Annotated in this window: 12 protein-coding genes; 8 read left to right on the top strand and 4 right to left on the bottom strand. The window is 29.9% G+C overall.

What is annotated here, in order from left to right; translation table 11 throughout:
• Positions 1-25: 25 nt before the first annotated feature.
• Together N524_RS0106940 and N524_RS0106935 are read right to left on the bottom strand one after the other, a co-directional pair.
• Entirely contained in the window at positions 26-1,648 is a 1,623-nt protein-coding gene (locus N524_RS0106940) for a MutS-related protein (protein WP_029056073.1), read from the bottom strand.
• Positions 1,649-1,997: 349 nt separating this feature from the next.
• Positions 1,998-3,932: an ABC-F family ATP-binding cassette domain-containing protein gene (locus N524_RS0106935; RefSeq protein ID WP_029056072.1), complete on the bottom strand. Its 1,935-nt coding sequence runs from the start codon at positions 3,930-3,932 to the stop codon at positions 1,998-2,000.
• A 264-nt stretch (positions 3,933-4,196) separates the two neighbouring features.
• Here N524_RS0106935 and N524_RS0106930 point away from each other — a divergent pair, with 264 nt between their 5' ends.
• From N524_RS0106930 to N524_RS0106895, 8 genes are all read left to right on the top strand, one after another.
• Positions 4,197-4,829: a redox-sensing transcriptional repressor Rex gene (locus tag N524_RS0106930; RefSeq protein WP_017638106.1), complete on the top strand. Its 633-nt coding sequence runs from the start codon at positions 4,197-4,199 to the stop codon at positions 4,827-4,829.
• Between the two features lie 27 nt (positions 4,830-4,856).
• The gene (locus N524_RS0106925; protein ID WP_029056071.1) at positions 4,857-5,159 is read left to right on the top strand and encodes a hypothetical protein; all 303 of its coding nucleotides are present in this window, start codon (positions 4,857-4,859) and stop codon (positions 5,157-5,159) included.
• A gap of 156 nt (positions 5,160-5,315) precedes the next feature.
• Complete coding sequence (locus tag N524_RS0106920; RefSeq protein WP_029056070.1) at positions 5,316-6,407, top strand: YeeE/YedE family protein; 1,092 nt, start codon at positions 5,316-5,318, stop codon at positions 6,405-6,407.
• 12 nt (positions 6,408-6,419) lie between these two features.
• Entirely contained in the window at positions 6,420-6,644 is a 225-nt protein-coding gene (locus N524_RS0106915; RefSeq protein WP_002452012.1) for a sulfurtransferase TusA family protein, read from the top strand.
• A gap of 177 nt (positions 6,645-6,821) precedes the next feature.
• Positions 6,822-8,072 carry an ammonium transporter gene (locus N524_RS0106910; RefSeq protein ID WP_029056069.1) on the top strand — a complete coding sequence of 417 codons (1,251 nt, stop codon included), beginning with the start codon at positions 6,822-6,824 and terminating at the stop codon, positions 8,070-8,072.
• A gap of 177 nt (positions 8,073-8,249) precedes the next feature.
• Complete coding sequence (locus tag N524_RS0106905) at positions 8,250-9,200, top strand: LacI family DNA-binding transcriptional regulator (protein WP_029056068.1); 951 nt, start codon at positions 8,250-8,252, stop codon at positions 9,198-9,200.
• A gap of 119 nt (positions 9,201-9,319) precedes the next feature.
• Positions 9,320-10,804 carry a sucrose-6-phosphate hydrolase gene (locus tag N524_RS0106900; protein ID WP_029056067.1) on the top strand — a complete coding sequence of 495 codons (1,485 nt, stop codon included), beginning with the start codon at positions 9,320-9,322 and terminating at the stop codon, positions 10,802-10,804.
• Positions 10,801-11,760 (top strand): carbohydrate kinase family protein, encoded by a 960-nt coding sequence (locus tag N524_RS0106895; protein WP_029056066.1) that lies wholly within the window; start codon positions 10,801-10,803, stop codon positions 11,758-11,760. Before N524_RS0106900 ends, N524_RS0106895 begins: the two co-directional genes overlap by 4 nt.
• Before the next feature lie 71 nt (positions 11,761-11,831).
• Here the strand turns inward: N524_RS0106895 and agrA are convergent, their stop codons facing one another.
• Together agrA and agrC are read right to left on the bottom strand one after the other, a co-directional pair.
• A complete protein-coding gene (gene agrA, locus N524_RS0106890; RefSeq protein WP_029056065.1) occupies positions 11,832-12,548 on the bottom strand; it encodes a quorum-sensing response regulator AgrA in 717 nt (238 codons plus the stop codon).
• Between the two features lie 12 nt (positions 12,549-12,560).
• On the bottom strand, positions 12,561-13,850 hold the full coding sequence (agrC, locus tag N524_RS0106885; protein ID WP_029056064.1) for a quorum-sensing sensor histidine kinase AgrC: 1,290 nt from the start codon (positions 13,848-13,850) through the stop codon (positions 12,561-12,563).
• Positions 13,851-13,854: the final 4 nt, after the last annotated feature.

Raw genomic sequence — 13,854 nt, 5'->3', positions numbered from 1 at the left:
ATAATTCTCAAACTACTGACTTATTTTATTGATTCTCAACTTGTTGTTTAGCACGCTTATATATATCGTTAGGAAATTGAGTCAGTCTCAATAACTCTATTGCATTTCTAGTATTCGCCTTACCTGGTTTAATTTTAAAATCGAAATCAATAGAATCATTCTTAATAGACTCATTAAAGTGATAATTAATGAAACTTGGACTTAATAATGATGATAGTTCAATATCATGTGTTGCCGCTAGAACATAATAGTTCGGTATATTATTTAAATAGGTTAATACCGATTCAGAAGCGGCAATTCTTTCTGTTGTGTTTGTGCCTTTAAATATTTCATCTATAAAACAATATATTTGTTTATCAGTTGAAATATTAAATAAACGTCTAATGGATTTAAGTTCAGCCATAAAATAACTATCTCCAGATAGAACATCATCTGCATTAGCCATCGATGTGAATACTAAGCCAGGTACATATTTAAATTGAGAGGCTGTAGCAGTCTCTATTGATTGGGCTAAAATTAAATTAAGTGCCACTGCTTTCATAAAGGTAGATTTACCAGAAGCATTCGAACCAGTTAATAAAATATTTTGATTAATAGATAAATCATTCGGTACAGCATCTGTAATTAATGGATGCGTTAAATCTTCAAAATCACATAAATAATGTTGTGTATCTTGTGATTGTATTATTTCAGGTTCGCAATATTCATCTAAAGTTTCTTGATATAAAGAAATAGCATAGTGATTATCTAACTGACCAATATAATCATAACAATTTAATACTTCTTCTAAATATTTATAATAACTATTTTGTATAATGTGAAAGATTGTATAATCTAGCATGAAAACAGTTTTAATTAATAAAATAAAGGCAGATGCAAAATCGCCACCTTCTATTTTTACTAATAAGCCACTTAAATAGCGAGCACTTTTAAAATGATTAAAGTTTACATTTAAATCTGGTGTTCCTTCAATTTCAGTTAATTTCTTACTTTGACTTAAAATATTTGCAGTATAAAAAATAGTTTTCAAATCTTGCTCATAAGTCTTTTTTAAACTCACAGATAAAATAATATTAAAAACACAAGTTAATATGAGTACCATAATTCCATTAGATGTATTAATAAACGTATAGACTAAAGCGATAATTGGTAATAATGGTGCAAACATAAATAAGATGTTGCCCTTAATTGGTTTTAATTGATCGGGAAAGTGAGGATACACACTTTTACCAATTTGTGCTAAATGGAAAGCAACTTGATTTCTAAATGAACGATTATGCTTAAAATAACGTTTTAATTCTTTATTATTTGCTTTAAACATACCACGTAAAGTAGCATATAATCTCATTTCACCAATGGCTGTAAAGTTAAAATTCATAGATTGAAATAATGCATCCATATTTAAATCTGACCAAGTTTTATTATCTATAAGCGAATTTTCATCATAATTAGAACGATATGTTTGATATTGATAATCATATCTGGCATTAGGTCGAATAAACTTTTCTAATTTTTGACGATTTGGCCATAATTGATTAATTTTTGTAACGAGTTGTTTTTTATTAAAAATCGCAGAAATAATACTCACTATTGTAGTTAATAAAACAATACCTAACACAAATAATAGAAATAAACGGACATCATCCATAAAAAAGCTCCTTTATGTATTATTAACGTAATTATTTCATATCATTATTTAAGAAACAATGAAGTATGTAATGATTATATTAATTTAATGTCAATAGGGAACATGCGTACTTATCAACAAATAGTGCACAACTTGTGGATAAGTAGTGTTATTTACTGTGGATATTAGCTAATTTTTTCTGAATAACTTAAAAAATGAGTAACATATTACTTGTGGATAACTAGGATAACTCTGTGGATAGCTATGAATAAGGGGACTTTTAATGTTAATAAATATTAAATTAAAAATCAGAAAAAAGACACTAAAATGTAGAAATCTACATTTTAATGTCAGAAAGTAAAAAGGATATTTATAATTTTTCTTGTAATTCTTCCCATTCAATCATAGCTTGTTCTAATTCTTGTTCGGTATTAGATTTTAGTTCAGCTAGTTCATTTGCTTTAACAGGATTACTATATACTTCAGGTTGCATCAATTCATTATCAATAGACTCAATTTTAGTTTCACAACTTTCAATTATCTGCTCTCGTTGCTCAATTTCCCGTTCAATTTTGCGTTGTTCTCGACGACGTTGTTTTTGATCATCGTATGAATTTGTCATTGTTTGGTTATTATTTTGTTGATGAACGGACTGAGATTCTTTATCCTCTTGGGCTTTTAAAGCGGCAGCTTCTTCTGTTTTATCAATATAGTATTGATAGTTACCTAGATACATTTTGCCACCATCATGATCTAAATCAAATACTTTATTAGCTAGTTGATTAATGAAATATCTGTCATGAGAAACAAAGATGATAGTCCCTTCAAAATGCTCTAGCGCTTGTTCTAACATTTCTTTTGAATCTATATCTAAGTGGTTGGTAGGCTCATCTAAAATTAAAACATTATCACGTTGTAACATTAATAAAGCAAGTTGAAGTCTTGCTTTTTCGCCACCTGATAAATCATTTATAATTTTTTTGACATCATCTTGAACGAATAAGAATCTACCTAATACGGCACGAATATCTTTTTCATTCATATTTGGATATTGATCCCAAACATAATCTAAAATAGTTTTATTTGATTTAAACTCAGCTTGTTTTTGATCATAGTAACCCATATTTAAATTAGCACCATATGTGATGTCACCTGCCAATTTGGATTGACGATTGGCAATTGTTTTAATTAAAGTCGTTTTACCAACACCATTAGGTCCAATAATGGCAATATGGTCTCCTTTTGAAACCTCCATTGTGATAGGTTGGGTAATAGGCGTTTGGTCATAACCAATTTCTAATTGTTTAATATGCATAACATCATTACCAGTATTTCTATCAAAACCAAATTGAATATTAGCGCTTCTAGCATCAATCATAGGTTTGTCGATGCGTTGCATTTTTTCTAATGTTTTACGACGACTTTTTGCCATTCCACTTGTAGATGCACGTGTAATATTTTTTTCAACAAACGTTTCAAGTCGTTTGATTTCTTCTTGTTGTTTTTCATATTCTTGCATACGTTTTTCATAATATTTATCTCTTTGTTGTATAAATTGTTCATAGTTACCTATATAACGTTTTACTTCACCTAGGGCTACATCATAAACTTGAGTAATGATTTTATCTAAGAAATATCTGTCATGACTGATTATGACAATTGCACCTTTAAAGTATCTTAAATAATCTTCTAACCATTTTGTTGTTTCTAAATCAAGGTGGTTAGTAGGTTCATCTAGTAATAGCAAATCAGGTTCATTAAGTAACATTTGTGCAAGTGATAATCTTGTTTTTTGACCACCACTAAAATCATTAATAGGCTTATCAAAATCTTCTTCATTAAAATTCAACCCGTGAAGGACTGTTTTAATTTTACTATCATATTGATAGCCTTCAAGTTGTTCAAATTGATTAGATAGAGATTCATATTTTTCCATATGTAATTGATAGTCTGGTGTATCGTAATCTCCAGCATGCTTAGCTAACCAATCAGTTTCTTCTTTAATAAGGGATTCAATATTTTTAATATGTTCAAATGGTTTCGACATCTCTTCATAAACAGTGGCATTTGAGTCTAATGTCATTTGTTGAGTTAAATAGCCGATTTTAAGATTTTTAATTTTTGAAATATGACCACTATCATAATCTTCAGTACCTGCTATAATTTTCATAAGCGTTGACTTACCAGCACCGTTTCGGCCAACTACACCTATGCGTTCACCAGTTTTAACTTCAAAATCAACGTTAGTAAAGATATCTTCACCATCGAACGATTTAGATATGTCATTAAGTTGTAAAAGTATCATTCGACTTCACCTTTCTATATTAGCGATATCATTATAAACTATTAATATAGTTTGATATGTTTAAAAATTTGTTAATCATATTATTCTTTATTTTACAGTATTAAGTCATGTCTTGAAACTAGGATATTTATTTTTAAATTTTATTAATGTATAATTAGCAAGTATTCATTGTAAACAATTATTTGAAATTTTATTATCGCAAACATATTTGCGTTGATTTAATAATAATTGTACCAGTTATAGCGTCGAAGGGAGACTTATAAAATGGCAAGTAACGTTAAAATTCCTCGAGCAACTTTAAAACGTTTACCATTATATTATAGATTTGTAAGTAATTTAAAAAGTAAAGGAATCGATCGTGTTAATTCTAAAACGATTAGTGAAGCATTACAAATAGATTCAGCTACGATTCGTAGGGATTTTTCATATTTTGGAGAATTAGGTAAAAAAGGATACGGTTATAATATTGATAGTTTAATTGAATTCTTCAAAAAGGAAATTAACGGAAGTAATGATATTAAAATTGCTATAGTCGGCGTAGGTAATTTAGGTCGAGCGCTATTAACGTATAACTTTTCTATACATGATGAAATGTCTATTACTGAAGCATTTGATGTAGATAAAAATGTTATAGGCGAACAAGTAGGAAAAGTAGTAATTAAAGATAGCAGAACTATTAAGGAAACACTAAAAAGCTTGGATATTGATGTAGTTATTTTAACTACACCTGAACATGTAGCACAAACTGTAGTAGATGAACTTGTTGAATCTGGTGTTAAAGGAATCATGAATTTCACGCCAGCAAGAGTTAACACCCCTAAAGATGTACAAGTGCATCATATTGATTTAGGTATTGAATTACAATCATTGTTATTCTTTATGAGAAATTATGATTAATAAAAATATGATTTAGGAGGCTGTGAAATGACTAATAAACCAATATTAGAAGTGGGATGTACTTATAAAGCACATCTACCTTCATTAATATACATACCTGGTAAGTTAGTTTTGTCAAAGCAAACGATAGTATTTAAATCATATTATACAAATCATAATCCACTCAATTTAGAAATTAATGTAAAGCAAATGATTCGTTATGAAGTCAGAAAAGGCTTATTAGGTTATAAATTACTTATATATTATAGAAATGAATGGTTTAAATTTAGTCATTTGAAAGCTAATGAATTAAAAGAGCTTGTTCAACAAATAGATGATCTGCAATCATAATAGCTAGTTCACATCTTATCAATAGATAGGGTGTGTTTTTTTATGAGCTTTGAACAAAAAGAATTAATTTAATAATGAAATATTAAATTATAATCTTGAAAAAGAATACTTAATTGGATATAATACCTAGTAAACTTATCGGAAAAGAGTGATAAAATGATTTGGATGATAATTAGTGGTTTAATTGTTGGACTTTTGTTAGGTTTCGTTATGCAAAGAACCCGATTTTGTTTAGCCGGTGGATTTAGAGATATGTATGTACAAAAGAGTAATAAAATGTTTTACGCTTTACTCATTGCAATCTCAGTACAAAGTATTGGTTTACTCATATTAACTAGTTTAGGATTACTTACTGTGCCATCCCATACTTTTCCAGTAATTGGTACAGTAATAGGTTCCTTTGTATTTGGAATTGGAATTGTATTAGCCGGAGGATGTGCTACAGGAACATATTATCGTGCAGGAGAAGGTTTAATTGGTAGCTGGATAGCACTTATTTTATATGCATTAACAAGTGCAATTACTAAAACAGGTATTCTTTCACCAGTATTAAATTTCATTAATAAGCCTACAAATGTAAATGCGAGTATGTCCGAAACATTACACATTCCACATTGGATTTTAATTGTAATATTGGCTATCATTACAATTTATTTTGTTACTAAAACGCTTAGAAAACCTAAAGTTGCAGTACCAAAATTAAAACAAAAATATACAGGCTTAAGACATTATCTATTTGAAAAAAGATATCACCCATTTGCAGCTGCAATCGCAGTAGGATTAATCGCTTTATTAGCATGGCCAATGAGTAGTTCAACAGGTAGAAATCATGGCTTAGGTATTACTACACCATCTTCAAATATCGTAAACTTTCTAATAAGTGGTAATACAAAATTCGTAGATTGGGGAGTATTGCTGGTTATTGGTATATTCTTAGGATCTTATATTGCCGCAAAAGGTTCTAAAGAATTTAAATGGCGTTTACCAGATAAAAAAACAATTAGAAATAGTGCCTTAGGTGGTGCGTTTATGGGCTTTGGTGCGTCTGTCGCTGGTGGATGTTCAATTGGTAATGGTCTAGTTGAAACAGCAACAATGAGTTGGCAAGGTTGGATAGCACTTGGCTCTATGATTATAGGTGTTTGGTTTATGAGTTATTTTATTTTTGTTAAACCTATGAAACAATTACAAAAATCTACAACTAAACAGCCTAAAACGACATTACAACAGCATACACAAACAACTTAAGGAGGAAATAACATGGTATATGAATTAGGTACAGTAGGAATGGTGTGTCCTTTCCCATTAATAGAAGCACAAAAGAAAATGACTGAATTAGATTCAGGTGATGAATTGAAAATTGATTTTGATTGTACTCAAGCAACAGAAGCAATTCCAAATTGGGCTGCTGAAAATGGTTACCCTGTAACTAATTATGAACAGCTAGGCGATGCTTCATGGACGATTACAGTTCAAAAAGCTTAATTAAATAGATTTCAAAAGGAACGAGTATCCAATGAAAGATGCTTGTTCCTTTTTTCTATTTTATATTGGAATTTAATTTTATAGGTCATATTTTCTAACATGCTATGAAAGGAAATATGACCGATTTTTGCTATTTCTTTGAAAGTATTAGTAATATATTTTCAAAGGAGTGATCATATGAATTTAAATGATACAATGTTTTTATTTTTATGTACTTTATTAGTTTGGTTAATGACACCGGGATTAAGTTTATTTTACGGTGGTTTAGTACAATCTAAAAATGTATTAAAAACAGTAATGCAAAGTATGTCAGCTATTATTATTGTTACTTTTGCATGGGCAATAATAGGGTTCAGCTTAAGTTTTAGTAAAGGCAATGATTGGATTGGTGGTTTAGAATACTTGGGACTAAATCATGTTGGATTCGAAATTTCAAATTCAATTGATGCACATATACCTTTATCATTGTTTATGTTATTTCAAATGATGTTTTGTACCATTTCTGTATCTATATTATCAGGTTCAGTAGCTGAAAAAATGAAATTTATTCCATATCTTATATTTGTATTTATATGGGTGATTTTAGTATATAGTCCAGTAGCTCATTGGGTTTGGGGAAAAGGCTGGATTAGTCAATTAGGTGCTTTAGATTTTGCAGGAGGGACTGTTGTACATATTACCTCAGGCGTATCAGGTTTAGTATTAGGAATAATGATTGGCATTGGAAAGAAACAAGAAAAGCCAACACCTCATAATTTACTCATTACATTAATAGGCGGGATTTTAGTCTGGATTGGTTGGTATGGATTTAATGTGGGTAGTGCTTTTACATATGATAAAATTGCTGCTGTTGCATTTGTTAATACAGTTATAGCAGCAAGCGCAGGTGCATTTGGCTGGTTACTAATTGAATATAAATTGAAAAAAACAACAAGTTTATTAGGATTATTATCTGGAAGTCTATCTGGTTTAGTTACAATAACACCAGCAGCAGGCTATGTTAGCTATTTAAGTAGTATGTTTATTGCGATAATAGGTGGCATTATTTGCTATATTGTAATTAATTATATTAAAGTCAAACTCAAATATAATGATGCATTAGATGCCTTTGGAATTCATGGTATAGGGGGTATTTTGGGTGCTATTTGTACAATCATATTTCAATCACATCAAGTGAATGATTCAATACAAAATGGATTTATTTATAGTGGAGACTTTAAAATTTTAGGTATACAAATATTATCCGTAATAACAGTGATTGCCTTTAGTGGCATCATGACGTTTTTAATAGCTAAAATAATCAGAATATTCACACCATTAGCGACGACACCTACTGAAGATCGAACAGGTTTAGATCAATTAGTACATGGAGAAAATGCTTATTTTTATGGAGAATTAAATAAATTTAACAGACATATTAAAAATTAGAAAAGGATTATCTTAATATTAAGTAGAAGTAAAAAACACTTTCTATTTGGTTAGTAAGATATTGATGGGAACTCACTTATCATATTTAAATTAATAGAATAAATAGGTATTTAAAGCGATTACATATGTGATAAAATAGAACTAAGTTTTCCAAAATATGATAGGTGAGTAATTTATATGAAAAATATATCAGATATAGCGAAGTTAGCAGGCGTATCTAAAAGTACTGTTTCAAGATATTTAAATGATGGATCTGTTAGTAAGAAAACACGGTTAAAACTAAGTAAAATCATTAATGAGCACGATTATCAACCAAATCAGTTTGCACAAAGTTTGAGAGCGACACAGACACATTTAATTGGAGCTATTATTCCAAGAATGAATTCATATGCTGTAGATGAAACCATTAAAGGTATCGTTTCGCAATGTAATCAACACCATTATCAATTATTATTGAACTATACTGGGTTACAGATTGAAGCGGAAATAGATGCTATAGAAACATTATCACGCAGTAAAGTAGATGCAATCATATTAATGGCAACTGATATTACGGAGAGTCATTTAGAAGTTATTGATAAAGCTGATGTACCTATCATTATAGTGGGACAAAATTATCCAGGCTTACATAGTATTACTCATGACGATTATCAAGCTGGTTTATCTGTAGGAAATTGGATTGGCCAAAGACAACCTGATCATGTCCACTTCTTTAGTGTCACTGAAAATGATATCGCTGTAGGTGTTCAACGTAAAAATGGGTTGTTAGATGGATTGGCAAAGTATCAAATCAAACCAAGTATTTTTGAAACGTCATTCAAATATGAAAATGCTTTAGTAGATGTACAACAATACTTATCTCAAATAGATAAAGTTGACGTACTTGTTGGTGCTACAGATGCGATTGCATTAGCAATTCATAAATATAGCTTTAATTCTGAAAGAAATTGTAAACCTACTATCATTCATGGATTTGGTGGGGACCCGATGACACAAATTGTTTCACCTTCAATTCGTACGATTCAATTTAATTATTTTGAAGCTGGTAAACGTGCAATGACTGAAGTAAGACAATTAATAAAAAATGAAAAAACTGAAGAATCAGTGGTTATTCCAGTGAAATTATAAATTTTATTTAATTCATATGGAACCGATACCAGTAAAAATGATAAAATATTAATGTCATTTAAAGTAAACGATATCGAATAAAACTAACAATTAATATTAATATATTTAGGGGGATATGAATGAAGGAATGGACTAGAGAAGAGCGTTATCAACGTATGGAAGATATTGATAGCGACAAGTTATTGGAATTAAAACAACAAACACAATTATCTCCATATAGACAAACTTATCATATTCAACCAGAGATGGGATTATTAAATGATCCAAATGGTTTAATATATTTTAATGGAAAATATTATATTTCTCACCAATGGTTTCCGCTAGGTGCAGTTCACGGATTGAAGTATTGGTATAATTATACGAGTGAAGACTTAGTACACTTTCAGCCTGAAGGTGTCATATTAAGCCCAGATACAAAATATGATAGCCATGGTGTATATAGTGGTAGTGCCTTTGAATACCAAGGACATCTTTATTATATGTATACAGGTAATCATCGTGATCATGATTGGCAAAGACAAGCAACACAAATGATAGCTAGACTTAAAGATGACGGAACTGTAGAAAAGTTTCCTAAACCAGTCATTAGCCACCAACCTGAAGGATATACAAGTCATTTTAGAGATCCTAAAGTATTTAGTCATAATGATAAATATTACGCAATTATAGGCGCACAGACAAATGACGAATTTGGTAAATTATTACTATATCAAACTACAGACATAGTGAATTGGCACTATCTCGGCGAAATCAAAACAAAATTAAATCAATTTGGATATATGTGGGAATGCCCAGATTATTTCGAGTTAGATGGACATGATGTCATAATGTTTTGTCCACAAGGCATTGAAAGTGAAGAAGATAAATATCAAAATATTTATCAATCAGGTTATTTAATTGGAGATTTAAACTTTGAAACACTTAACTTTGATCACGAAGCATTTTTAGAATTAGATAAGGGCTTTGATTTTTATGCACCACAAACATTTTTAGATGAAAATGGACAACGTATTTTAATTGGTTGGATGGGATTACCAGATACTACATACCCAACAGACGAAGAAGGTTGGGCACACTGTCTAACACTTCCTAGAGTATTAAATATTGAAAATGGTAAATTAAAACAACGTCCTATTAAAAACTTAGAAAAGTTACGTTACAACAAAGAAACAGCTTTAGGATATGCCAATAAATTCACAACCAAATTACATCCATATGAAGGTAAGCAGTATGAATTGATTATAGATATTTTAGAAAATGATGCTTCAGAAATTTATTTCGAATTAAGAACATCTAAAAATCAATCAACTGTGATTTCATATAATAAGCAAATGAATACTTTAACGCTTGATCGTACCGAAAGTGGTTTGTTACCTGGTAATGTTGAGGGTACGACTCGTAGTACGAAGCTAGATTCATCACTATCACAATTACGTATTTACGTTGATACCTCAAGTATTGAGATTTTCTGTAATGATGGTGAACGTGTATTAACTTCAAGAATATTCCCAGATAATAACGCAACAGGCATTAAAACATCTACAGAATCAGGACAAGTATATTTACAATTTACTAAATATGATTTGAAAGGTGACAATCAATGAGACGTTTATTCGCAATAGGAGAAGCATTAATTGATTTTATGCCAACTGTGACAAATAAAGCATTAAAGGATGTTGAACAATTTTCACGTCAAGTTGGAGGGGCACCATGTAATGTTGCATGTACTGTACAAAAGCTTGGTGGACATGCAGAAATGATAACTCAATTAGGCAATGATGCGTTCGGTGATATTATCCTTGAAACAATTGATGACATTGGTGTAGGTACTCAATATATTGAGAGAACAAATGAGGCTAATACAGCACTTGCATTTGTAAGTTTAAAAGAAGATGGTCAAAGAGATTTCTCATTTTACCGTAAGCCATCTGCAGATATGTTATATGATGCAGATAATATCGATAAAATACAAATTACTAAAGAAGACGTACTACATTTTTGCTCAGTAGATTTAGTGGAAAGCCCAATGAAAAAAGCACATTTAGCATTAGTTGAAAAATTTGAACAGGAACAAGGTACAATTATTTTTGATCCTAATGTAAGGCTTCCATTGTGGGATAATGAAGATGATTGCCGAAATGCAATTTTAGAGTTTATACCGAAAGCACATATTATTAAAGTTTCAGACGAAGAAATTGAATTTATAACTGGCAAACAAAATGAGTCAGAAGCAATTAACTCGTTGTTTAAAGGAAATGTTGAAGCAGTTATTTATACGAAAGGGCCAAATGGTGCATCTATTTATTTAAAAGATGGAACTGAAAAACATCAAAAAGGCGTGAATGTTAAAGCGATTGATACGACTGGAGCAGGTGATGCATTTATTGGAGCAGTCATTAGTAAAATTTTAGAACAACAAGCAATTGATATTCCAAAATTGTTCAAAAATTACGGTGACGAAATTTTAAAATTTAGTAATAATGTCGCTGCACAAGTAACAACGAAATATGGTGCTATTGAAAGTATTCCAACATTAGCTGATTTAGAAAATCAATTATAAAATATATACAAAAAACCATCCGTATAGAGATTACGGATGGTTTTATCATTTAATAAAATAGAAAAGATGTACTAGATTTTTTTAACATTTCGAACAGATGCATAACAATGTTCTTTGTTTTTGAAATAGACAATACGTTCTTTTGAATCAATTGATTCTATGTTTCTTCGATTAACTACAAAACTATTGTGGCATCTAAAGAAGCGGTCATCTAATTGACTTAATTCTTTAAGATTACCATAAAATTCGATTTGTCTATTATCTAAATGGGCGATTAAACGATGTGATTTACTAGATGATTCGAAAAACATAATATCGTCATATTGTACATACACTGAATTACTTCCACGTTTTAACTCGATTGTTTCAACATTACTTTCTTTTGATAATAACTTAAGTCTTGTGTGAGCGGTTTCTAAACAATCAATAATTCGTGTTTTCAGTTCTGCTGGGTCATCTTTAAATATGAAATCCATCGCCGCCACTTTGTATACAAAGGTGAGGTATGTTAGTTCGCTATGACTTGTAACAAATATAATATTGCCAACAGGGTCATGTTTGCGAATTTCACTACCTAATTTAATACCATTAATATCTGCTTCGAGTTGGATATCTAAGAAATAACAACCGATATCATTCATTTCTTTTGATTGCTCAAGCACTTCATAAGGATCATCAGTTGCGAGAGCAAGCTCCATAGGTTTTTCCTCAATCATAATATAATTTTTAATAATTGAACTCATATTCTCCCTTTGTTTTGGATCATCTTCGCAAATGAAAATTTTCATAGTTTCACATCCTTATGATTCTTTCTCTATAATTTCAATTTTTTGAACAAAAAAGCCATTTTCTATGACTGTATCTAGCAGTACATTTTCATTATTATCAGTAATTTCTTTTAAGGTTGATAAACCTAGTCCACGGTTTTTTCCTTTTGTTGAGAAACCTTCTTCAAATAACTCATGTACGCGTGGAATATCATCATCACATTTATTCATAATAATAAGTGTGACAGATTCTTCTTCTTTGAAAAAGGCGATACGTATTAATGAATCATCAAGCGGCTCAGAGGCCTCAATGGCGTTGTCTAAAGTGATGCCAATAATTCGACTTAATTCTATTGTGTTCATATCAATACGTTCTATATTATCTGGAACCTCGATACTAATCGCTATTTCTTTTTCTTGAGCCTGTAGAATTTTTGTTGTAATAAGACCTTTAATTTCACGAACTTTTAATTTTTCTATACCATTAAGTTTTAATGAACGTGTTTGTAGGTTATCTTTCATCGGTACAATTTGTTCATTAAAATATTGACGCAAGCCTGGCATATCATCCTCACGAATAAATTCAGACATCGTAGAAAGAATATTGACATAATCATGTCTAAACTTACGCATTTCATTATTAATGGATTCTATCTTTAAAGTATATTCATAATACGTTTCAATTTCTTGAAGGTTACGTTTGTAACGCATTTCTCGTAGAGTGAACATGGATAGAATGAAAATAATAATACTTAAAAAGATGATTAATCCAACGAATACAATTGCATATAATCTTAAACTATTAGGTGCACTCATGTCAGTTTGTGAAATTATGTAAAAGAACACAAAAGAAAATGATAATACAACAGAAATAATAGTAATATATGTTTTATTTAACGAAAGATAAGATTCTTTAAGTTTTTTTAGCAAAGTTCTAATAAAATAAGCTAATAACAAAGCGATAGAATAAAATAAAATGAAATGAAATATAACTAATATTTGACTTTTGGGAAAAATATTAACCATTGTTAGATAAAAACTTACAGCCAAGAAATTACTTAGATACATAATCAAATTACTTATTAAGGTAATTATTAATGAAAATAATTTGATTTTATAATAATAGAAAACAAACATTGCAATTACTATAAATATAAGACCAAATTTGTTGAAATAATAGTACATAATAACTGAAGGGATTATAACCCCAATAATGGTTATATAATCCCTTAATTTAAATTTTATATTAATAATAATTTTAGCAACCCAAAAAAGTAATGCTACTTGTAATGCAGCTGTTGGTAGAAAATTTAGAGCATCCATACAA

The sequence above is a fragment of the Staphylococcus sp. URHA0057 genome, from assembly GCF_000620265.1.
Taxonomy (GTDB): Bacteria; Bacillota; Bacilli; order Staphylococcales; family Staphylococcaceae; genus Staphylococcus; species Staphylococcus pasteuri.
The sequence above is the reverse complement of the archived record's forward strand: the minus strand, read 5'-3'. Positions and strand labels throughout refer to the sequence as shown.